Source organism: Streptomyces sp. NPDC007971 (genome assembly GCF_042958635.1).
Taxonomy (GTDB): Bacteria; Actinomycetota; Actinomycetes; order Streptomycetales; family Streptomycetaceae; genus Streptomyces.
In genome coordinates this window covers 42,772-64,107 of sequence record NZ_JBIBJK010000004.1, presented here as the reverse complement: position 1 = coordinate 64,107, position 21,336 = coordinate 42,772, and the positions used below count along the sequence as shown (strand labels likewise).

Below are 21,336 nucleotides of genomic sequence, written 5' to 3'. Positions count from 1 at the left end.
CGGCGGCGAGGCGGTCCCGGGCGGTCCGTAGGGTCGGACCATGACCGATGACTGGCGCAAGGACCGGATCGGCAGTGCCCTTCGGGGGGAGAACCCCACGGTGCTGCGACGGCTGGACGCGGGATTCGCGGTGATCGGGGACGTCCAGTTCCTGCCCGGGTACTCGGTACTGCTGGCCGACGACCCCGCCGTGGACCGGCTGTCGGACCTGCCGAAGGCCCGGCGCATGAGTTTCCTGGACGGCATGGACCGGCTCGGTGAGGCCGTCGAGCGTGCGTGCAGGCGGCTGGATCCGGCACTGCGGCGGGTGAACCTGGAGATCCTCGGCAACACGGACACGTTCCTGCACGCTCACGTGTGGCCCCGGTACGAGTGGGAGCCGGCCGGTCTCGTGGGTCTTCCCGTATGGCTGTACCCCCGGGAGACCTGGAGCGACGGCAGGCACCTGCTCGGTCCGCGCCACGATGCCCTGCGCGCGGCGATCGGCGAGGAACTGGACCGGCTCGCGGGATGAGGCCCCGGGGCCGCCGGCCGTGCGGCCCGGCGGCCCCGCTCCGGTCCGGGGCACCCGTTCACTGCCGGTATCCGCCGAGGAACCGCCCGATCCGACCGATGGCCGCCTCCAGGTCCTCCGCGTGCGGCAGGGTGAGGATGCGGAAGTGGTCGGGGGCGGGCCAGTTGAAGCCCGTGCCCTGCACGACCTGGATCTTCTCGCGCAGGAGGAGGTCCAGGACGAACTTCTCGTCGTCATGGATCCGGTGGACCTTGGGGTCCAGCCGCGGGAAGGCGTACAGCGCTCCCTTGGGCTTCACGCAGGACACCCCCGGGATCTCGTTGAGCTTCTCCCAGGCCACGTTCCGCTGCTCGTACAGCCGTCCGCCGGGAGCGGCGAGTTCACGGATGGACTGGCGGCCGCCGAGCGCGGCCTGGATGGCGTACTGGGCCGGCGCGTTGGCGCACAGCCGCATGGAGGCCAGCATGGTCAGGCCCTCCAGGTAGTCCTTCGCGTGCTGCCTGGGGCCGGTGACGACCAGCCAGCCGGAGCGGAAGCCCGCCACCCGGTACGTCTTCGACAGGCCGCAGAAGGTGAGGACCACCAGGTCGGGGGCGAGGGAGGCGGCCGAGTGGTGGACGGCGTCGTCGTACAGGATCTGGTCGTAGATCTCGTCGGCGAAGACCATCAGGCCGTGGCGGCGGGCCAGGTCGAGGATGCCCTCCACGACCTCCTTCGGGTACACCGCTCCCGTCGGGTTGTTGGGGTTGATGATGACCACGGCCTTGGTGCGGTCGGTGATCTTCGACGCCATGTCGGCCAGGTCCGGGTTCCACTCGGCCTGCTCGTCGCACACGTAGTGCACCGCCTTGCCGCCGGCCAGGGTCGTCACCGCCGTCCAGAGCGGGAAGTCCGGCGCCGGGATCAGGATCTCGTCACCGTCCTCGACCAGCGCCTGGACGGCCATGGACACCAGCTCCGATACGCCGTTGCCGAGGAACACGTCGTCGACGTCCACCTCCAGACCGAGGTTCTGGTAGCGCTGGGCGACCGCCCGGCGGGCGGAGAGGATGCCGCGGGAGTCGGTGTAGCCGTGTGCCTGCGGGAGCATCCGGATCATGTCCTGGAGGATCTCGTCGGGCGCCTCGAACCCGAACAGCGCGGGGTTGCCGGTGTTCAGGCGCAGCACGCTGTGCCCCGCCTCCTCCAGCGCGTTGGCGTGCTCGATCACCGGGCCGCGGATCTCGTAACAGACCTCGCTGAGCTTGTTCGACTGCCGGAACTCCATTGCGCCCCTCCGGAAACTCGTGTTGCTTGGTTTTACCAAGTGGGAGCTTGGAAAGTCCAACAACCCGTCTAGACTGCGTCGCATGCCACCTCGCCGAAGCTACGACCAGTACTGCTCCGCGGCCCGTGCGCTCGACCTCGTCGGCGACCGCTGGACCTTGCTGATCGTCCGGGAACTGCTCGCCGGCCCCCGCCGCTACACGGACCTGCACGCGGACCTGCCCGGGGTGAGCACGGACGTCCTCGCCTCACGGCTGAAGGACATGGAGCGCGACGGACTGGCCACCCGGCGCCGGCTGCCCCCGCCCGGCGCCGCCTCCGTCTACGAACTCACCCAGCGGGGGCGGCAGTTGCTGCCGGTGCTGCAGGCGCTGGGGGAGTGGGGGCAGGCCGAGCTGGGCGAGCGGCGGCCCACGGACGCGGTGCGCGCCCACTGGTTCGCGCTGCCCCTGCTGCGCTCCCTGGAGGGCGAGGGACTCGTCGAAGTCGGCCTGGAGGAGGGGGACTTCCATCTGCGCGTCGGCGCCGGGGACGGACCGGTCTACGGCGACGGACCCGCGCCCGGTACGGCGGACGCGCGGCTCGTCATGGACGCCGGGACCTGTGCGGCCGTCGCCCGCGGCGAGTCCACCCTGCGCCAGGCCGTCCGCGCCGGACTGGTCACCGTCACCGGTGACGGCACACTGGCGAAGGATCTGCGGGAGGCCTGAGAAACAGGCTCCCGGGAGGCCTGGGGAACGGCCCTTGGAATGCCTGGGGGAGAGGCGCTGCGCGGGGCCTGAGGAGAAGGCACCCCGGGAGATCTGGGGGAGGCCCTGCGCGAGGCCCGAGGGCGTGGCACCCCGGGAGGCCTGGGGAAGAGGCGGTGCGGGAGGCCCGGGAGAGCAGAAGGCCCGCCGGGTGGGCGGGCCTTCCGGTGACTCAGGCGCTCGGCGGCACCCGGGACGGCCGCCCCGAGCCGCGCGTGAGCACGTATCCGCCGATGCCGGCGAGCGCGGCGAGCAGGCCGCCCACCGCGGTCCACACCCAGCGGTCGGTCCACCAGCCGGAGGACCAGCCGTCGTCGGGTTCGATGCTGAAGAGCTTCGCCGCCTTCGAACCGTCCTGCTCCGCACCGGACTTGACGGCGATGCCCGGCACGAGCGGCTTGGCCAGCGAGCCGTCCACCGCCGCCGCGCCGCCGATGTCCTTGGAGTCCACGTGCACCTCGGTGCTCACCGGCAGGCCGAGGTCGGCGGAACCGGCGAGATCCGTCACCGTCAGCCGGACGTAGTACGTGCCCGGCAGCGGGTCGTTGGCCCACGGCTCCGACCAGGCGCGCACCGTACGCAGCACGCAGGCCAGCTCGACCGAGGACGCGTCCTGCGCCGCGGTGCGGGTGGCGGCGCCGTACTGGCAGGCCTGGCGGCGGCGCAGACCGTCGTACACGTCGATCTGCCAGGTCTGCGCCCCGTGCGTCGGGGGCAGCTTCACGGTCGCCTTGACCGTCGGGCGCTGCCCGGCGTCCGCGGGGAACGACCAGTACAGGTAGTCACCGGTGGAGGCGGAGGCGGTCGCCCGCTGCCCCTGCTCGATCTCGGTCGCCGTACGGAACGACGTGCCCGCCTGGGTGGGCGCCTTGGCGTCCTCCGAGGCGCTCGGCGACGGCGAGGCGTCGGCCGCCGCGGGTCCCGCGGCCAGCCCGAGCGCCAGCAGTGCGCCCCCCAGTACTCGCGTGATACGCATCAGTTCGTCCTCCAGACCGCGATCCGCCAGCGCGACAGCCAGCCCCACAGCAGACCCGCCACGAAGCCGGCCAGCACCAGTGCGCCGAGCAGCCACCAGCCGCGCCCGAGACCGAAGGAGGCCACGTCGCCCGCCTGGTCAGGGCCGTGCACGACATCGACGGTCAGCTCCAGCGGCAGGCCCGGGGACGTCTTGACGCCCGAGGCGGCCGAGAAGGAGTTGGTCACCTGGAGACACACGGTCTCGGCGGGGGCGTTCTCGTCGTCGCTCTCGGCCTTCGGGTACCTCAGACCGGTGGAGGCGACGTCCGTACGGCCGTTGCCCGCCGCCTCACCGCGCACGATCTCCCGGCCGTGCTCGGTCACCGCCCGCAGCAGCACCCCGTAGCCGGGGGCGACCGCCCGGTCGTCGGCCACGCTGACCGAAGCCCGCAGCTCCTGGCCGGGCTTGACGTCCACCTTGTACCAGCGCTGCTGCCCGAACTCCTCGCGGTCCGTGTACAGACCGGACTTGAGGGCCGGCGCGTTCGTGCACTCGTCGGCGCCCTGCGCCGCCACCGGCGTCACCACCGGATCGGCGGCCCGGTCCACCAACTGGCCGACCCGGTCGGTCAGTTCCTCCTTGTGCTGGACGGAGGTGTAGGTGCCGCCGGTCGCGTGCGCGATGCAGCTGAGCTGGTTGCGGGTCTTGGCGTCCGGCACCAGACCGAGGGTGTCGATGGTCAGCCCGATGCCCTTGGCCGCTATCTCGCGGGCCACCTCACAGGGGTCGAGCGGCTGGCAGGTGTCCTCGCCGTCGCTGATCAGGACGATACGGCGGGTGCCGTCGCCGCCGTCGAGGTCGGAGGCCGCCTTCAGCAGCGCCGGGCCGATCGGCGTCCAGCCGGTCGGCGCCAGCGTGGCCACCGCCGTCTTCGCCTCGGTCCGGTCCAGCGGGCCGACCGGGTAGAGCAGTTGGGTGTCCTTGCAGCCCGTCTGGCGGTCGTTGCCGCGGTAGTTGGCGCCCAGGGTGCGGATGCCGAGTCGGACCTCCTTCGGCGTCGCGTCGAGCACCTCGTTGAACGCCTGCTTCGCCGCCGCCATCCGCGAGCCGCCGTCGATGTCCCGCGCCCGCATGGAACCGCTGACGTCCAGCACGAGTTCGACCTTCGGAGCGGCCTGTTCCGTCTCGTCGGCCGCAGCCGGGGCCGGGAACGCGAGCCCCGCCGTCAGGGCGGCAAGCAGAGCACAGACGCCCGCCGCCAGCCGTTGTCTTCTGATCATCGGCGGATCTTATTGATCCCGGGCGCCGGGCTCCAAAACGAGCGGGTTCGGCAGCGAGGTCCACTGGTCGCCGGGGATGTCCGGGGACAGCCGCATCAGTGTCAGGGCCTTGGCCGGGACCGGGCCTTCGAGTAGTGCCGCCAGGTCGGGCGTGGCCGGCAGGTGCGGTGCGGCCGCTGCCAGTGCCGCGCCCAGTGCCCGGCCCGAGCCCGCCGTGCCGGCGAGCGCGCCGGCTACCAGTGAGCCGAACAGTTTGCGGCGCAGCGCCGTCTCGTCGTCCGTGATCAGCCGGCCCGTCAGCGCCGGCGGGGTGATGCCGTGGCGGGAGAGACGGGCGGGGCTGATGCGGATGTCGGCGAGGTCGCGGTAGACGAGCCGGACGGGGGTGTGGTCGGCCGACAGGACCACCAGGAGGTTCTGGCCGTGGGCCTCCAGAGCCACCCCGATGTCCAGCAGACGCAGACCGACGGTGAGAGCGAGGCGGGCGAAGGCGGCCAGCCAGGCGGGGGAGTCCGGCAGCCCGGTGGCGGGCAGTGCCGCCACCGGAACCACCCGCTCGCCCGGGCCCGCGAAAACCTCCGGCGACTGACGCAGCAGCGCGGCCAGATCGGGGGAGTGGGCGGTCGCCGCGCCGAAGGTACGGGTGATGTGCAGCAGCCCGTCCGTGCGCGCGGCGAGGTCCGTGGCGAGGGCCGACAGGGCCGCGGACGCCCCGACCGAGTACGTGGAGATGTCCCGGACCGAGGAGGTGAGCCGGGCGCTGAGAGCGGTCTTGACGTGCGGGCCGCCGGGCACGGCCAGCGTGCGCAGGGACATCAGCGGGTGGGCGCTCCGCCACGGCACGGCCGCCCGCTTGAGCACATGGGCCGCCTGCCACGGATGCACCGGCAGCAACAGGTCGTCCCCGTCCCGCAGCTCCCCGGGCCACTGCCCGGACACCAGGCACTCGGAGGCCGGCACGGCGACCGTGCCCAGCTCGACCACCGGGCGGTGCTCCGGACCGTACGCCAGCTGGTCCGCCACCGAGAAGCCCGGCCGGGAACGGCAGTTGGGGTGGAAGGGATGGCCGTCGACCACCCGCTGCTCCCACTGCCAGTCCCGTTCGGACCACCCCTTCGGGTGATCCGCATCCGCGCGGGACAGCGCCAGCGAGGCCACGCTGTGCCCGAGCTCGACCGCGAAGCCCGTCGCGTGCGGCACCGCGAGGCCGGCCATCAGCCGCGCCGGATCGTCGTGGCGCTCGCGGTCCAGGCGGACGGCGGTGACGTAGGAACGGGTCGCGTACGGGTCCGCGTGCGGGCCGTGCAGGGTCCGGCCGTCGGCCAGCCGCAGGGCGAGGCTGTGCGCCCCGCGCACCCTGCCGGTCACCCACGGCAGCGGCTCATGGGCGAGCGCACGCCACAGGCGGGTCAGCACCGCGGCGCGGGCACCCGGCAGCTCGGCCGTGTACCGGGGCAGCAGGCCGGGCCGGACGGCGGCCAGCTCCTCGGCGATCTCGGCCTCGGCGGTGGGGGACTGGTACACGGTCTGGGCTCCTCGGGGACGGGCAGCGCGGGGCACGATTGTCGGGGACGGAGGACATACTGTTCACACGGGCCCGGACGAAGAACGAATGGAACGCGTGGACCTCAACCCCCCCGCCGGCAACGTCGGCCGGCGCGCCGACGCCTATGCGGCTGCCCCCCTGCTCAACTGCCTGCTGCGGGAGGTCGCCGAACCCCTCCCGGACGCCGACGGCCGGCCGGCCTACCGGTTGCCCGGTACGGGCCGGCTGCTGCGGGTGCGCCCCGGCCGGCGACCCGCCGACCCCGAGCTGTACGCCGCCGGGGCCTGGCACCGCCTCGGCCACACCGAACTGGTCAAACTGGTCGCCGAGGAACTGCGCCGGCGCACCGGGCTGGCGGGCGGCGACCTGCCCGCCGAGATGATCGACAGCCGGGACGCTGTCGCCGCCCTGCTCACCGCCCGCACCCGGGCGAGCGCGCCCGAGGACCCCTACCTGCGCTCCGAGCAGTCCCTGATCACCGGCCACCCCTGCCACCCCGCCCCCAAGGCGCGCGGCGGCGGCCCGGTCGCGGCCTGGCTGCCGTACGCCCCCGAGGCGCACGCCCGCTTCCCGCTGGTGCTGCTCGGCGTCCGCGAGGACCAGGTGGCCGAGGAGGGCGACACCCGCGCCCTGGACGCCCTCGGCACGGCTCCGCCCGGCTACCGGCTGCTGCCCGCCCACCCCTGGCAGCTCGGCCTCGTCGCCGACGACCTCGCCCCCGCCTTCGCCGACGGCCGCCTGGTCCGGATCGGCACCACCGCCTTCGACACCTGGCCGACCGCGGCGATCCGCACGGTGTACGAGCCCCGCCGCGACCTGTTCCTCAAGTTCAGCCTCGACGTGCGCATCACCAACGACATCCGCCGTCTGTGGCGCCACGACCTGCTGGAACTGCGCCGCACCGACGCGGCCGCCACCGGTGCCTTCGCCGCCATGGGCGGGCCCGCGGCCTGGCTGAGCGACCGCGGCTACCGCACGGCCGCCTTCGCCTTCGAGGAACTGGCCGTACTCGTCCGGGACGGGCTGCGCGGCCACCTCCGGGGCGGCGCCACCCCGCTGCTCGCTGCCGGGCTCGCGGAGGGCTTCGAGGGCAGCCCGCTGACCGCCGCAACCGATTCGCAGGCCTGGTGGGAGGCGTACCTGCGGCAGGTGGTCCCGCCCACCCTCACGGCGTTCGGCGACCACGGGGTCGTCGTCGAGGCGCACCTGCAGAACACCCTGGTCGCCGTGGACCGGGCCGGCACGCCGGTGCAGGCGCTGTTCCGGGACGCCGAGGGCGCCAAACTGCTGGCGGACGTCTCCCGCGCCGCCGGCTGGGAGCGGCTCGTGTACTGCCTGGTCGTCAACCATCTCGGTGAGATCGCCGCGGCCCTGGCCGAACACCACCCCGGCTTCGACCCCTGGCCCGCCGCCCGCCGTGAACTCGCCCGCCACGACCTGCCCGAGATCCCCGCCCTGCTCGCCGCGCCCACCCTGCCCGGCAAGACCAACCTGCTGCTGCGCTGGACGGACGCGGACGGCGCGGCGGCCCGCTATCTGCCCCTGCCGAACCCGCTGCTGGGCGGCTGAACCAGTTGCTGAGCGGCTGGGACACTGCTGGGGACCGAGTCCCCTGCCGGTTGACCGAAGCCGCTGCTGGGCGGCCGAGACACTGCTGGGCGGCTGCGTCCGCTGCTGGCGGCCCGGCTGTCGCCGAACCGGCCGCAGACGACCGCGTCGTTGCACACGTAGTAGTGGGCGCAGGATGCGAGGAAGTCGCGGTTCGTGGAGCGGATCCTGCCGTAGTCCGGTCCCTGGAGCGTTGTCACGTCCAGCGGGCGACCGGTGGCGGTCGTCGTCTGTGTGAGGGTCCGCTACTGCTGGCGCGCGTCGTTCGCGAAGGCGTCGTTGTCCGACGCGAGGGGCATCTGGACCACTGCCCCGCCCGGGGCGAGGAAGCGTGAGGTGGCGTCGACGTGGTCGTCGGTGATGTCCTGACCCTTCACACCGTCGAACCGGATGACCTCCCTCGCGCCGTAGGCGGCGCACATGGCGGCATCCACTGCTCCACACACGACCGGCCCGGCAGGCCGGCCGACTGACCCACGCGGTGCCCACCTGCTCGGAGCGCGAGCGGGCCGGCGGTCCAGCTGCCGGCCCGTTCCTGCCGAGGACCGGGGGTGCGTGGCGGCGCCGGCCCCGACGGCTCGGGCACTCCTCCCCGAACGTCACGCTTGGTTACTATGCTCACTTCATGCCGGAGGCCGGCAGCAAGGGGCGTACCGCCATGGACGGACTGCTGGAGAGACGATGAGAGAGGTCACCGCAACCCGCTACATCGAACCCCTGCGCTCCGGTGGCTCCGTGCCCGGGGTCGTCGAGGCAGACGATCTCGGCACCTACGTCGTGAAGTTCACCGGCTCCGCCCAGGGCCACAAGGCGCTGGTCGCCGAGGTGATCGTCGGTGAACTCGCCCGAGCGCTCGGCCTGCGCTTCCCGGAACTGGTCCTCGTCCACTTCGACCCGGCCGTCGCCGCCGACGAGCCGCACCAGGAGGTGCGGGAACTGCACGGCGCGAGCGCGGGGGTCAACCTCGGCATGGACTACCTGCCGGGTGCCGCCGACTTCACCCCGGAGATCGCCGAGAGCTTCCCGGTGGACCCCGTGGAGGCGGGCAGGATCGTCTGGCTCGACGCCCTGACCGTCAACGTGGACCGCACGGTCCACAGCTCCAACCTGATGGTCTGGCCGACGCTCGGCACCGCGCCGCCGCGCCTGTGGCTGATCGACCACGGTGCCGCCCTCGTCTTCCACCACCGCTGGGACACCACGACCCCGGGCAGGAGGTACGACTTCCGTCACCATGCCCTCGGCCACTACGCCCCCGACGTCCGGGCCGCCGACGCGGAACTGGCCCCCCGGGTCACCGAGGAGCTGCTGCGGGGGATCGCCGCCGAGGTGCCGGACGCGTGGCTCGCCGAGGACGCGGGGTTCGCCACCCCGGACGACGTCCGGGCCGCCTACGTCGACTACCTCCTCGCGCGCGTACGGCTGTCCCGGGAGTGGCTGCCCACCGACTTCCCGGGCCCCGAGGAACTCGCGGCCGAGGAGGCCGCCCGCGCGGCCAGGTCCCGGCAGGGCCGGCCGGCCTGGCTCAAGCGGGTCCCCGACCTGCACGGCAAGCCGGCCGCGGAACAGGATTGGTCGGTGCACCTGGGATGAGGAGCCCCCGATGACCCAGCGCGTCCAGATCGAGTACTGCACCCGGTGCCGCTGGCTGCCCCGCGCGGCCTGGCTGGCACAGGAACTGCTCACCACCTTCGAGAGCGAGCTGACCGAGCTGTCGCTCAAGCCCGGCACCGGAGGCGTCTTCGTCGTCCGGGTGAACGACGAGGTCGTCTGGGACCGCCGCGAGCAGGGCTTTCCGGAGCCCACGGCGGTGAAGCGGGTCGTACGCGACCGAGTGGCCCCGGGAAAGTCCCTGGGCCACTCGGACGGATCCCCGTAGGGGCCGGATCCCTGATCTACGCCGGTGCCGGCCTGTGAGCCGCGTTCCGGTCAGCCCTTGAGCTGCTCGTACGCCGGCAGCGTGAGGAAGTCGGCGTAGTTCTCGTCGAGGGAGACCTGGAGCAGCAGGTCGTGTGCCTGCTGCCAGTGGCCGGCCGCGAAGGCCTCCTCGCCGATCTCCTTGCGGATCGCGTCCAGTTCCTCGGCGGCGACCTTGCGGGCCAGCTCCGGCGTGGCCTTGTCGCCGTTCTCGAACTCGACGCCCGCGTTGATCCACTGCCAGATCTGCGAGCGGGAGATCTCGGCGGTGGCCGCGTCCTCCATCAGATTGAAGATGGCGACCGCGCCGAGCCCGCGCAGCCAGGCCTCGATGTACCGGATGCCGACCTGGACGGCGTTGACGAGCCCGTTGTACGTCGGCTTCGCGGCCAGCGAGTCGACGGCGATCAGGTCGGCCGCCTCGACGTGGACGTCCTCGCGCAGCCGGTCCTTCTGGTTCGGCCGGTCGCCGAGGACGCGGTCGAAGGACTCCATGGCGATCGGCACCAGGTCCGGGTGGGCGACCCAGGAGCCGTCGAAGCCGTCGTTCGCCTCGCGGTCCTTGTCGGCGCGGACCTTCTCGAAGGCCACCTTGTTGACCTCGGCGTCCTTGCGGGAGGGGATGAAGGCCGCCATACCGCCGATGGCGTGTGCGCCGCGCTTGTGGCAGGTGCGCACGAGGAGTTCGGTGTACGCGCGCATGAACGGGGCGGTCATCGTGACCGCGTTGCGGTCCGGCAGCACGAACCTCGGTCCGCCGTCACGGAAGTTCTTGACGATGGAGAACAGGTAGTCCCAGCGGCCGGCGTTCAGCCCCGAGGCGTGGTCGCGCAGTTCGTAGAGGATCTCCTCCATCTCGTACGCGGCCGTGATCGTCTCGATCAGGACGGTGGCGCGGACGGTGCCCTGCGGGACACCGACGTAGTCCTGCGCGAAGACGAACACGTCGTTCCATAGCCGGGCCTCGAGGTGCGACTCGGTCTTGGGCAGGTAGAAGTACGGGCCCTTGCCGAGGTCCAGCAGGCGCCGGGCGTTGTGGAAGAAGTACAGACCGAAGTCGACGAAGGCGCCGGGGACGGCCTTTCCGTCGGCGTCGACGAGGTGACGCTCGTTCAGGTGCCAGCCGCGCGGGCGCATGACGACCGTCGCCAGCTCCTCGTCCGGGCGCAGCGCGTACGACTTCCCGGAGTTCGGATCGGTGAAGTCGATGCTGCGGGTGTAGGCGTCGACCAGGTTGATCTGGCCGAGGACCACGTTCTCCCAGGTGGGCGCGGAGGCGTCCTCGAAGTCGGCGAGCCAGACCTTCGCGCCCGAGTTGAGCGCGTTGATGGTCATCTTGCGGTCGGTGGGGCCGGTGATCTCGACGCGCCGGTCGTTCAGCGCGGCCGGGGCCGGGGCGACCTTCCAGGAGTCGTCGGCGCGCACGGCGGCCGTCTCCGGAAGGAAGTCGAGCGTGGAGGTGCGGGCGATCTCGGCGCGGCGCTCGGCCCGGCGGGCGAGGAGTTCGTCACGGCGCGGGGTGAACCGCCGGTGCAGCTCCGCCACGAAGGCGAGCGCCGCGTCCGTGAGGACCTCCTCCTGCCGGGGCAGGGGCTCGGCGTCGACGATGGCCAGCGGAGACGGCGCTGGTGCGGACATGAGCTGTCACTTCCTTCAGCGGTGGCACCGGGTGCCAAGAGGCACGAACAGGGCAATCAGCGCCCGCTGTGCGGTCGGACGCTTCTGAACAGTGGATAGTAGTTTCCTCATTGTGGAACTTCAATGGTTTGTTGACGTCGAGATTCTCTGGGTCGAGGAAAGGTGGCGCTCAGTGCCACCCCGTTCACTCAAGGTGGCTCAGGTCGGCCTCGGTGTCGATGTCGTACGGCGCGGCCACGTCCGCGCACTCCACCAGCCTGATCGCGGCCGCGTGGTCCTTCAGGTAGGCGCGTGCCCCGCGGTCGCCGGTGGCCGTCGCCGCGATGTCCGGCCAGTGCGCCGCGCCGAAGAGGACCGGATGCCCGCGCACGCCGTCGTAGGCGGCCGAGACCAGTGACTTCTCGTCCTCGTACGCGCCGAGTACCCGGGCCACCGCGGCCGGCCCGATCCCCGGCTGGTCGACCAGGCTCACCAGGGCCGCGCGGACGTCCGTGGCGGCGAGCGAGCCGAGTCCGGCGCGCAGTGAGGAGCCCATGCCCTCGGCCCAGTCGGGGTTGTCCACGAGGACGCAGCCGCTCAGCTCGGCGCGCGTGCGGACCTCGTCCGCCTGTGCCCCGAGCACGACGTGGATCCGTCCGCATCCGGCCGCGCGCAGCACGCCGACCGCATGTTCGACCAGGGGGCGCCCCCGGTGCTCCAGCAGCGCCTTGGGCCGCCCGCCGAGCCGCCTCCCGCCGCCCGCGGCGAGCAGCAGCCCGGCGATCTCCTCGTATCGGTCCTGCTTGTCCGTCATGCGTCCTGCATACCTGACGCGGCGGGCGGCGGCCCGTTCCCTTGGGCTGAATTTCGGTCCGCGCGGTGGCGCTCCCGGACGGGGTGGCGTTAACTGACCCGCGCACGACGGAGCGCCAGGGGGGAGAGCTGTGTTGCGGAGCTTGGGGCAGAGGCCGGTGACCGGCAGCGACGAGGACCCGAGAGTGGCGGAACTGCGGACCGCGGTGTCCCGGTTGCGTCGCGAGCTCGCCGCGTTACCGGCCGAGTTCCCCGACCGCGGCATAGCCGAGGACGAACTGGCCACGCTGGCGGCGATGGCGGCCGGTGGACCCGTGGAGACGCCGCGCCTGCGCAGCTCCCTGCTGCTCATCGCGGGCGCGATCGGCTCGGTCAGCGCGCTGGCGCGGGGACTGTCGGACGTACGGGAGGCGGTGGACCTGTTCGGGGAGGCCCCCAGGCCCTGAAAGCGCCGGGGTCCGGCCAAGGGGTGCGGGGGACTGCGCGACAGGCCGCCCCGCACCCGCAGCCGCCGGTCGGCGGTCCCCTGCGCTCAGCAGGCGGCCGGGACTCCTCTGTACCCGGTCGGCGGTCGGCAGTCCTCTTCGCTCAGCCGACGTTCAGCGGCTCGCTGTGCTCAGCCGCCGGTCGGCGGTCCCCTTCGCTCAGGCGCCGGAACTGGCCAGTGCCTGGGAGAGTTCGAGGGCCACCTGCTGCAGCACCGGCACGATCTTGTCCGTCGCCGCCTCGGTGACCCGCCCGGCGGGCCCGGAGATCGAGATGGCGGCCATGGTGGGGGAGTCCGGCACGGACACCGCGAGGCAGCGCACCCCGATCTCCTGCTCGTTGTCGTCGACCGCGTACCCGAGGCGCCGCACGTCCTCCAGGGCCGCCAGGAAGCCCTCCGGAGTGGTGAGGGTCTTCTCCGTCGCGGCCGGCATCCCGGTCCGCGAGAGCAGCCCCCGCACCTCCTCGTCGGGCACCGCGGCCAGCAGTGCCTTGCCCACTCCGGTGGAGTGCGGCAGCACCCTGCGGCCCACCTCCGTGAACATCCGCATCGAGTGCTTCGACGGCACCTGCGCCACGTACACGATCTCGTCGCCGTCCAGCAGTGCCATGTTCGCCGTTTCGCCGGTCTCCTCCACCAGCCGGGCCAGATACGGCCGCGCCCAGGTGCCGAGCAGGCGGGAGGCGGACTCGCCGAGGCGGATCAGCCGCGGGCCGAGTGCGTACCGGCGGTTCGGCTGCTGGCGCACGTAACCGCAGGCCACCAGCGTGCGCATCAGTCGGTGGATGGTGGGCAGCGGCAGCCCGCTGGAGGCGGACAGCTCGCTCAGGCCGACCTCGCCGCCCGCGTCGGCCATCCGCTCCAGCAGATCGAAGGCACGCTCCAGGGACTGGACCCCGCCACTGGCGGTGGACTTGGCGGAGTCGTTGGTGCTGGCGCTGGACGTCGGCACGGCGCGTTCCTTTCGGGACTGGCAGGAAGGGCAGAAGCCTACCCGGCAGTCGGTTGACTCCCTGCTCGTACGTAGCTACGTTCTGCTTGCCGGAATTGTAATTCCGCTTTGTGGAAATGTCCAGAGTGGACGCCCGCCCGCATCGCTCGGAAGTGTGCCCCTTGACGGCGGGGTGGCGGGAGTGAAGACTTCTTCAACAGAACGTTGAATTCCGTTACGTGGATGAAAATCCCGTTTTCTGGACGTAAAACGGTGGAGGAGAGAGGGGTTTGGGTGTCCGACGCTGAACTGGTGCTGCGTTCGACGTGCGTCATCACTCCGGAGGGAATGCGGGCCGCCACGGTGACCGTGTCCGCCGGCACGATCACGGCCGTGGGGCCGTACGACGCCGCGGTCCCGGACACGGCACGCCTGGAGGACCTCGGCGACCACGTCCTGCTGCCCGGCCTGGTCGACACCCACGTGCACGTCAACGACCCCGGCCGTACCGAGTGGGAGGGCTTCTGGACCGCCACGCGCGCGGCGGCGGCCGGCGGCATCACCACCCTGATCGACATGCCGCTCAACTCCCTGCCGCCGACCACCACGGTCGAGAACCTGCGGATCAAGCAGCAGGTCGCCGCCGACAAGGCGCACATCGACGTCGGCTTCTGGGGCGGCGCCCTGCCCGACAACGTGAAGGACCTGCGCCCGCTGCACGACGCCGGGGTCTTCGGTTTCAAGGCGTTCCTGTCCCCGTCCGGCGTCGACGAGTTCCCGCACCTCGACCAGGAACGGCTCGCCCAGTCCCTGGCGGAGACGGCCGGCTTCGACGGTCTGCTGATCGTGCACGCCGAGGACCCGCACCACCTTGCCGCCGCCCCGCAGCACGGCGGCCCCAGATATGCGGACTTCCTGGCCTCCCGCCCGCGCGACGCCGAGGACACGGCCATCGCGGGCCTCATCGCGCAGGCCAGGCGCCTGGGCGCGCGCGTGCACGTCCTGCATCTGTCCTCCAGCGATGCGCTGCCGCTCATCGCGGCCGCCCGCGCCGAGGGCGTGCGCGTCACCGTGGAGACCTGTCCGCACTACCTCACCCTGACCGCCGAGGAAGTGCCCGACGGCGCCAGCGAGTTCAAGTGCTGCCCGCCCATCCGCGAGGCCGCCAACCAGGACCTGCTCTGGCAGGCCCTGGCCGACGGCACCATCGACTGCGTCGTCACCGACCACTCGCCCTCCACCGCCGACCTGAAGACCGACGACTTCGCCACCGCCTGGGGCGGCATCTCCGGCCTCCAGCTCAGCCTGCCCGCGATATGGACCGAGGCCCGCAGGCGCGGGCACGGTCTTGAGGACGTGGTCCGCTGGATGTCCGCGCAGACGGCCGCGCTGGTGGGCCTCGGCGCGCGCAAGGGCGCCGTCGCGGCCGGCCATGACGCCGACTTCGCGGTACTCGCCCCCGACGAGACCTTCACCGTCGACCCGGCCGGCCTCCAGCACCGCAACCGGGTCACCGCGTACGCCGGCCGGACCCTGCACGGCGTCGTGAAGTCCACCTGGCTGCGCGGCGAGCGCATCTTCGCGGACGGAGAGTTCACCGAGCCGAAGGGCCGCCTGCTCACCCGCCCCCGATGAGCCACCGCTGCATCCGCATCCCGCCGACCCCCCGAAAGGAACCCCTGATCACCGTGACGGCGATACCCAGCTTCACCGGCGACGCGAACCCCTACGGAGGCGGCGACCCGTACGCGGACTACCGCACCGCCGACTTCCCCTTCACCCGGTACGCCAACCTGGCCGACCGGCAGCTCGGCGCCGGGGTCATCGCCGCCAACGACGAGTTCTTCGCCCAGCGCGAGAACCTGCTGGTGCCCGAGCGGGCCGAGTTCGACCCCGAGCACTTCGGGCACAAGGGCAAGATCATGGACGGCTGGGAGACCCGGCGCCGGCGCGGCGTGTCGGCCGAGCACCCGTGGCCGACGGCCGAGGACCACGACTGGGCGCTGGTCCGCCTCGGCGCCCCGGGCGTGATCCGCGGGATCGTCGTCGACACGGCCCACTTCCGCGGCAACTACCCGCAGGCCGTGTCGGTCGAGGGCGCCTCGGTGCCCGGTTCCCCGTCCCCCGAGGAACTGCTCGGCGACGACGTGAAGTGGACGACGCTGGTCCCGCGCACGCCGGTCGGCGGCCACGCGGCCAACGGCTTCGCGGTCCAGGCCGAGCAGCGCTTCACGCACCTGCGGGTCAACCAGCACCCCGACGGCGGCATCGCCCGGCTGCGCGTGTACGGCGAGGTCGTCCCCGACCCCGAGTGGCTGGCGGCCCTCGGCACCTTCGACGTGGTCGCGCTGGAGAACGGCGGTCAGGTGGAGGACGCCTCCAACCTCTTCTACTCCCCGGCCACCAACACCATCCAGCCGGGCCGCTCCCGCAAGATGGACGACGGCTGGGAGACCCGCCGCCGCCGCGACCGGGGCAACGACTGGATCACCTACCGGCTGGCCGCCCGGTCCGGGATCCGCGCGATCGAGATCGACACGGCCTATCTGAAGGGCAACAGCGCAGGCTGGGCCTCGGTGTCGGTGAAGGACGGCGAGGACGGCGTCTGGACCGAGGTCGTTGCGCGCACCCGCCTCCAGCCCGACACCAACCACCGCTTCGTCCTGGCGGCCGCCGCCGTGGGCACGCACGCGCGCGTGGACATCTATCCCGACGGCGGCATCTCCCGGCTGCGCCTGCACGGTTCCCTCACCGAGGAGGGCACGGCCGCTCTGGCGGCCCGCCACCAGGAACTGGGCGGCTGACCCGCCCCCGCACGTGCGTGGAGCGCACCGGCCCGACAGCACCGGTGCGCTCCACGTGCCGTATCAGGCCGCATAACCTCCGTCCACCGAGAACTCGGCGCCACTGACGTAGGCGGCGTCCGGGCCGGCGAGGTGGGCCACCGTCGCGGCCACCTCGTCGGCCGTGCCGTAGCGGCCCAGGGCTGTCATCGCGGCCTGGCCGGGGGCCTGCGGCCCGTCCGCCGGGTTCATGTCGGTGTCGGTCGGGCCGGGATGGACGATGTTGGCCGTGATGCCGCGCTCGCCCAGCTCCCTGGCCAGCGCCCTGGTCAGCCCCACGAGGGCCGCCTTGCTCGTGTTGTACAGGGTCCCGCCCGGCCCCGGCACGTGCTGGGTCATGCAGGTGCCGATGGTGATGATCCGGGAGCCGGAGGTCATACGCGCGGCCGCCGCCTGGGACGTCAGGAACACCCCGCGGACGTTGACCGCCAGCACCCGGTCGACGTCCGCGAGCGCGAGGTCGCCCAGCGGTGCGACGACACCCACGCCCGCGTTGTTCACCAGTACGTCCAGCCTGCCCAGCGCCTCCACCGTGCGCTCCACCGCGCCCGCCGCCTCGGCCGCGTCCGCGGAGTCCGCGCGCAGGGCCACCGCGCGGCGCCCCAGCGCCCGCACGGCCCGGACGACCTCCTCGGCCCCGTCCTTGCTGTTCACGTAGGTCACGGCCACGTCCGCGCCCGCCCGCGCCAGCCGGAGGGCGATGGCCGCGCCGATGCCCCGGCTGCCGCCGGTCACCAGAGCCGCCTTTCCGTCGAGGCCGCCGTGGTTCCCGTCGAGACCTCCGTCCTTCTCTTCGGGACCGCCCCGTGTCGCCGCCGAGTTCGTCGTATTCATTCCCTTTGTCACGTTCGCCGTGTTCGTCATGTCTCCATCCCACCGTCCCGGCGTTCCGTCCGCTGGCGGCGAACGGACACCGCATCCGGCCGTGTCCGGAACTCTTCGCTCCACCTCCCGCGTTCTCCCCCCGTGACCCTTCAGCAAGAGATCGTCGGCAACGCCATGCAGATGGCGGTCGTCAACCTGCACCCCGGCCAGACCGTGTACTGCGAGGCCGGAAAATTCCTGTTCAAGACGGTGAACGTGACCATGGACACCCGGCTGTCGGGCCCCTCGGGCGACGGCCGGCCACAGGGCGGCGGGGGCGGCGGCATGGGCGGCATGCTCCGCCAGGCCATGGGCACCGCCATGCAGGTCGGCCAGCGCATGCTGGCCGGCGAGTCGCTGGCGTTCCAGTACTTCACCGCCCAGGGCGGCGAGGGCACGGTCGGCTTCGCGGGCGTGCTGCCCGGCGAGATGCGCGCCCTGGAGCTGGACGGCAGGCGGGCGTGGTTCGCCGAGAAGGACGCCTTCGTGGCCGCCGAGTCCACCGTCGAGTTCGGCATCGCCTTCCAGGGCGGCCGCACCGGCATGAGCGGCGGCGAGGGCTTCGTCCTGGAGAAGTTCACCGGGCACGGCACGGTGATCATCGCGGGCGCGGGCAACTTCATCGACCTCAACCCGGCGGACTTCGGCGGCCGTATCGAGGTGGACACCGGCTGTGTGGTCGCCTTCGAGGAGGGCATCCAGTACGGCGTCCAGCGCGTCGGCGGCCTCAACCGACAGGGCGTCATGAACGCCGTCTTCGGGGGCGAGGGCCTGTCCCTGGCCACCCTGGAGGGCAACGGCCGAGTGATCCTGCAGTCCCTCACCATCGAGAGCCTCGCCAACGCCCTCAGGAAGGCCCAGGGCGGCGACAAGCAGGGCCCGACCGGCGGACTGTTCTCGACGCACGCCGGCTGAACCGATGAGTTGCGGGCGGGTGCGGGGTCCGAGGTGATGACAACAGACCCCGCACCCGGAAGAAGGCACCCGTCATGGGCAAGCTCGTCTCCACCGTGTTCGTCACCCTCGACGGTGTCCACCAGGCACCCGGCGGCCCCCAGGAGGACCCCTCCGGCGGCTTCGACCAGGGCGGCTGGAGCTTTCCGTACGGCGACGACGACTTCGGCCGCTTCGTCACCGAGGTCTTCGACCGGGCCGGCGGCTTCCTGCTCGGCCGCCGTACGTACGACATCTTCGCCTCCTACTGGCCGAGGATGACCGACCCGGCCGACCCGGTAGCCGCCAGGCTCAACGCCCTGCCGAAGTACGTCGTCTCGTCCACACTGACGTCACCGCAGTGGCCCGGCACCACCGTGGTGGGCGGTGACCTCGCCAAGGAGGTCGGCGCCCTCAAGGAGCGCACGGACGGCGAACTCCAGATCCACGGCAGCGGCGCCCTGGTCCGCTCCCTGCTGGACCTCCGGCTGATCGACACCCTGCACCTGCTGACCTTCCCGGTCGTGCTGGGCGCCGGCAGCCGCCTGTTCGAACGGGGCGCGGTCCCCACCCGCTTCCGCCCGACCGGCGGCCGCGTCACCGGCGCGGGCGTGTCCATCCAGTCCTACGACCTGCTGGGCAGCCCCGAGTACGGGTCCTACGCACTGCCCGAGGACGTGTAGATCCCCGGCGAGGTTGCCTCAGTGGCGTCGGTCCCTGTGGGGACCCCGTGGCGGCCCGGGGCGGCAGGTTAACTCCTCGAAAACTCAGCTGACTTGAAGGGAAAATCTTCAACTTTGTCGTTGACATGCCAACGTCTACGCGCGTCATCATGAGGTCATGAGATTCCCCCCACACGCAACTCGCATCGGCGCCGCAGCCGCCCTCCTGTCCGCCCTCCTCGTGGGCGGCACGGTCTCCGCCACCACGGCGGACGCCTCCGCCGCGTCGGTCGGCAGCATCTGCTACGGCGACCTGCCCTCGCAGGCCCACGACACCCTGACGCTCATCGATCAGGGCGGCCCCTTCCCCTACTCGCAGGACGGCGTCGTCTTCACGAACCGCGAAGGCGTCCTGCCTGCCCAGTCGTCCGGGTACTACCACGAGTACACGGTGAAGACGCCCGGTTCCCCCACGCGCGGCGCCCGGCGCATCGTGACGGGCGAGGAGAGCCAGGAGGACTACTACACCTCCGACCACTACGCCACGTTCGACCTGATCGACTTCGGCTGCTGAACCGGCCGGTCCGGTCCTGACGGACGGTGCATCCGGCCGGGGATCCGATCCGCGCTCATCCGGATCCCCGGCCCTCGGCGACGGCGAACAGTGCGAACGCGAGCAGCACGAGCCCGACGCTCGCGTACACCTCGTAGCCGTGGAGGAAGCCGAGCCGCTGCACGAACCCCACGTGCCAGCGCGTGAACTCGTGCACCAGGCCCATTGCGCCCTGTACCAGGGCGATGAATCCGAGAACTTCCAGTGACTGTTTCACGGCACGACTCTCGCCCCGCGGCCGCGCCCCACGCGTCGGCCGTGGGGCGCTGTCCGTCCGCCGCAGGGCTGCTTCCGCGCCGGTGCCGACCGCCGAAAGTCGGCGATGCCGCGACTTTGGTCGGCGATCGGGCACGCGTGGCGGACGCGGCGGCCGAACCTGCGTAGTTTTGTCGACCGTGAGCAATGACGAGCCGGCGCTGGTGCCGCAGGAGTTCGCGGTCCGACGCCGGTGGCTGTTCCCGTCCGCCCTGGTCCACGAACTGGACCCGGGCGCCAGGGCCTCGGGCCGGCGGCCCCGGCGCACGGCACGCGACTGGGCCGTCGACATCTCCAGCTTCCTGCTGGCCGTCGTGCTCGGGCTGGCGGCCGCACACTCCCTGTCCCAGGAACCCGGCCTGCCGCACTCCCTGGCCGCCCTCGACCGGACGCTGGGCGGTCTCGCCTGCGTGGCCCTCTGGCTGCGCCGACGGTGGCCGGTCGCGCTCGCCGTCGCGATGGTCCCGGTCGGACTGCTGTCCAACACCGCGGGCGGCGCGGCCATGGTCGTCCTGTTCACGCTGGCCGTGCACCGGCCCTTCCGTGACGTCGCCTGGATCGGCGGCGCGGACCTCGCCCTGATCCCGCTCTTCTACTGGCTGCGCCCCGACCCCGAACTGCCCTACGCCGGAGTCGTCGCGTTCACGGTGCTGCTCACCGTCTCCGTCATCGGCTGGGGCATGTTCGTCCGCTCCAAGCGGCAGCTCATGCTGAGCCTGCGCGACCGGGCCCGGCGCGCGGAGACCGAGGCGCTGCTGCGCGCCGAGCGGGCGCAGCAACTCGCCCGCGAGGCCATCGCCCGCGAGATGCACGATGTGCTCGCGCACCGGCTCACCCTGCTCAGCGTGCACGCCGGCGCCCTGGAGTTCCGGCCGGACGCGCCCCAGGAGGAGATCGCACGGGCGGCCGGGGTGATCAGGGAGAGCGCCCACGAGGCGCTGCAGGACCTGCGGGAGATCATCGGCGTGCTGCGTGCAGGGGATCCCGACGACGCGGCCGGGGGCCGGCCGCAGCCGACGCTGGCCGCCGTCGATGCCCTCGTCGCCGAGAGCCGCGAGGCGGGCATGAAGGTCACCCTCGACCACCGCGTCGCCGACCCGGCAGCCGTCCCCGCCTCCGTCGGCCGCACCGCCTACCGCATCGCCCAGGAGGCCCTGACCAACGCCCGCAAGCACGCCCCCGGCACCGAGGTCACCGTCCAGGTCTCCGGAGCCCCCGGAACGGGCCTGACGATCACGGTCCGCAACCCCGCCCCCGCATCCGACGTCCCGCCCGTACCCGGCTCCGGCCAGGGCCTGATCGGCCTGACCGAGCGCGCGACGCTGGCCGGGGGCCGCCTGGAGCACCAGGCGACGGCGGACGGGGGGTTCGAGGTGCGGGGGTGGCTGCCGTGGGGCGGCGGCTGACCGGCCCCACGGAGGGCGCGCACCCCGCCCGCCGTGGCCGGCGGCCGCCCATCGGCCGGCCCGCGCATGATTAC

General features: G+C 72.4%; 22 protein-coding genes and 1 pseudogene. 12 read left to right on the top strand and 11 right to left on the bottom strand.

What is annotated here, in order from left to right:
- Positions 1–40 precede the first annotated feature (40 nt).
- Positions 41–514, top strand: a complete 474-nt coding sequence (locus ACFZCP_RS09530) for an HIT family protein (RefSeq protein ID WP_391425614.1) — start codon at positions 41–43, stop codon at positions 512–514.
- 58 nt (positions 515–572) lie between these two features.
- Here the strand turns inward: ACFZCP_RS09530 and ACFZCP_RS09525 are convergent, their stop codons facing one another.
- Positions 573–1,781 carry a pyridoxal phosphate-dependent aminotransferase gene (locus tag ACFZCP_RS09525; RefSeq protein WP_362685124.1) on the bottom strand — a complete coding sequence of 403 codons (1,209 nt, stop codon included), beginning with the start codon at positions 1,779–1,781 and terminating at the stop codon, positions 573–575.
- A gap of 82 nt (positions 1,782–1,863) precedes the next feature.
- Here ACFZCP_RS09525 and ACFZCP_RS09520 point away from each other — a divergent pair, with 82 nt between their 5' ends.
- On the top strand, positions 1,864–2,490 hold the full coding sequence (locus ACFZCP_RS09520; RefSeq protein WP_391425613.1) for a winged helix-turn-helix transcriptional regulator: 627 nt from the start codon (positions 1,864–1,866) through the stop codon (positions 2,488–2,490).
- Positions 2,491–2,701: 211 nt separating this feature from the next.
- On the opposite strand, the gene ACFZCP_RS09515 is transcribed toward ACFZCP_RS09520, so the two are convergent.
- The 3 genes from ACFZCP_RS09515 to ACFZCP_RS09505 are packed head-to-tail and all read right to left on the bottom strand — an operon-like array spanning position 2,702 to position 6,291.
- Positions 2,702–3,505, bottom strand: coding sequence for a hypothetical protein (locus ACFZCP_RS09515; protein ID WP_391425611.1), 804 nt, complete (start codon positions 3,503–3,505; stop codon positions 2,702–2,704).
- Positions 3,505–4,767: a VWA domain-containing protein gene (locus ACFZCP_RS09510; RefSeq protein WP_391425609.1), complete on the bottom strand. Its 1,263-nt coding sequence runs from the start codon at positions 4,765–4,767 to the stop codon at positions 3,505–3,507. Before ACFZCP_RS09510 ends, ACFZCP_RS09515 begins: the two co-directional genes overlap by 1 nt.
- 9 nt (positions 4,768–4,776) lie before the next feature.
- Positions 4,777–6,291, bottom strand: a complete 1,515-nt coding sequence (locus ACFZCP_RS09505) for an IucA/IucC family protein (protein WP_391425607.1) — start codon at positions 6,289–6,291, stop codon at positions 4,777–4,779.
- 88 nt (positions 6,292–6,379) lie between these two features.
- Here ACFZCP_RS09505 and ACFZCP_RS09500 point away from each other — a divergent pair, with 88 nt between their 5' ends.
- Complete coding sequence (locus ACFZCP_RS09500) at positions 6,380–7,882, top strand: IucA/IucC family protein (RefSeq protein WP_391425605.1); 1,503 nt, start codon at positions 6,380–6,382, stop codon at positions 7,880–7,882.
- Here the strand turns inward: ACFZCP_RS09500 and ACFZCP_RS09495 are convergent.
- Together ACFZCP_RS09495 and ACFZCP_RS09490 are read right to left on the bottom strand one after the other, a co-directional pair.
- Positions 7,846–8,151, bottom strand: a pseudogene (locus ACFZCP_RS09495) (hypothetical protein); the annotation flags it as partial. The gene ACFZCP_RS09500 and the pseudogene ACFZCP_RS09495 overlap by 37 nt on opposite strands.
- Before the next feature lie 15 nt (positions 8,152–8,166).
- Positions 8,167–8,343: a hypothetical protein gene (locus ACFZCP_RS09490; RefSeq protein ID WP_391425603.1), complete on the bottom strand. Its 177-nt coding sequence runs from the start codon at positions 8,341–8,343 to the stop codon at positions 8,167–8,169.
- Positions 8,344–8,602: 259 nt separating this feature from the next.
- Between ACFZCP_RS09490 and ACFZCP_RS09485 the strand changes: the two genes are divergently transcribed.
- On the top strand, positions 8,603–9,514 hold the full coding sequence (locus ACFZCP_RS09485; RefSeq protein WP_362685148.1) for a HipA family kinase: 912 nt from the start codon (positions 8,603–8,605) through the stop codon (positions 9,512–9,514).
- A 10-nt stretch (positions 9,515–9,524) separates the two neighbouring features.
- Positions 9,525–9,800 carry a SelT/SelW/SelH family protein gene (locus ACFZCP_RS09480; protein WP_362685151.1) on the top strand — a complete coding sequence of 92 codons (276 nt, stop codon included), beginning with the start codon at positions 9,525–9,527 and terminating at the stop codon, positions 9,798–9,800.
- 50 nt (positions 9,801–9,850) lie between these two features.
- Here ACFZCP_RS09480 and aceB read toward each other — a convergent pair whose 3' ends face one another.
- Positions 9,851–11,476, bottom strand: a complete 1,626-nt coding sequence (gene aceB, locus ACFZCP_RS09475; protein WP_391425600.1) for a malate synthase A — start codon at positions 11,474–11,476, stop codon at positions 9,851–9,853.
- Between the two features lie 184 nt (positions 11,477–11,660).
- Positions 11,661–12,269 carry an NTP transferase domain-containing protein gene (locus ACFZCP_RS09470; RefSeq protein ID WP_391425598.1) on the bottom strand — a complete coding sequence of 203 codons (609 nt, stop codon included), beginning with the start codon at positions 12,267–12,269 and terminating at the stop codon, positions 11,661–11,663.
- Positions 12,270–12,399: 130 nt separating this feature from the next.
- Between ACFZCP_RS09470 and ACFZCP_RS09465 the strand changes: the two genes are divergently transcribed.
- Entirely contained in the window at positions 12,400–12,714 is a 315-nt protein-coding gene (locus ACFZCP_RS09465) for a DUF5955 family protein (RefSeq protein WP_362685159.1), read from the top strand.
- Positions 12,715–12,912: 198 nt separating this feature from the next.
- Here ACFZCP_RS09465 and ACFZCP_RS09460 read toward each other — a convergent pair whose 3' ends face one another.
- Positions 12,913–13,707, bottom strand: coding sequence for an IclR family transcriptional regulator (locus ACFZCP_RS09460; protein ID WP_362685162.1), 795 nt, complete (start codon positions 13,705–13,707; stop codon positions 12,913–12,915).
- A 273-nt stretch (positions 13,708–13,980) separates the two neighbouring features.
- Here ACFZCP_RS09460 and allB point away from each other — a divergent pair, with 273 nt between their 5' ends.
- On the top strand, positions 13,981–15,321 hold the full coding sequence (gene allB / locus ACFZCP_RS09455) for an allantoinase AllB (RefSeq protein WP_391425595.1): 1,341 nt from the start codon (positions 13,981–13,983) through the stop codon (positions 15,319–15,321).
- Positions 15,322–15,374: 53 nt separating this feature from the next.
- Positions 15,375–16,490 carry an allantoicase gene (alc, locus tag ACFZCP_RS09450; RefSeq protein ID WP_391425593.1) on the top strand — a complete coding sequence of 372 codons (1,116 nt, stop codon included), beginning with the start codon at positions 15,375–15,377 and terminating at the stop codon, positions 16,488–16,490.
- 63 nt (positions 16,491–16,553) lie between these two features.
- Here alc and ACFZCP_RS09445 read toward each other — a convergent pair whose 3' ends face one another.
- A complete protein-coding gene (locus ACFZCP_RS09445; RefSeq protein ID WP_391425591.1) occupies positions 16,554–17,363 on the bottom strand; it encodes an SDR family oxidoreductase in 810 nt (269 codons plus the stop codon).
- Positions 17,364–17,495: 132 nt separating this feature from the next.
- Between ACFZCP_RS09445 and ACFZCP_RS09440 the strand changes: the two genes are divergently transcribed.
- The 3 genes from ACFZCP_RS09440 to ACFZCP_RS09430 all read left to right on the top strand — a co-directional run bounded on the left by ACFZCP_RS09440 (position 17,496) and on the right by ACFZCP_RS09430 (position 19,562).
- On the top strand, positions 17,496–18,308 hold the full coding sequence (locus ACFZCP_RS09440) for an AIM24 family protein (RefSeq protein WP_362685171.1): 813 nt from the start codon (positions 17,496–17,498) through the stop codon (positions 18,306–18,308).
- A 74-nt stretch (positions 18,309–18,382) separates the two neighbouring features.
- Entirely contained in the window at positions 18,383–19,009 is a 627-nt protein-coding gene (locus tag ACFZCP_RS09435; RefSeq protein WP_391425590.1) for a dihydrofolate reductase family protein, read from the top strand.
- Between the two features lie 157 nt (positions 19,010–19,166).
- Positions 19,167–19,562 carry a ribonuclease domain-containing protein gene (locus ACFZCP_RS09430; RefSeq protein ID WP_391425588.1) on the top strand — a complete coding sequence of 132 codons (396 nt, stop codon included), beginning with the start codon at positions 19,167–19,169 and terminating at the stop codon, positions 19,560–19,562.
- A gap of 55 nt (positions 19,563–19,617) precedes the next feature.
- Here ACFZCP_RS09430 and ACFZCP_RS09425 read toward each other — a convergent pair whose 3' ends face one another.
- Entirely contained in the window at positions 19,618–19,818 is a 201-nt protein-coding gene (locus tag ACFZCP_RS09425; RefSeq protein ID WP_391425586.1) for a hypothetical protein, read from the bottom strand.
- Positions 19,819–19,987: 169 nt separating this feature from the next.
- On the opposite strand from ACFZCP_RS09425, the gene ACFZCP_RS09420 reads away from it, so the two are divergent.
- Complete coding sequence (locus ACFZCP_RS09420) at positions 19,988–21,262, top strand: histidine kinase (RefSeq protein WP_391425584.1); 1,275 nt, start codon at positions 19,988–19,990, stop codon at positions 21,260–21,262.
- Positions 21,263–21,336 lie beyond the last annotated feature (74 nt).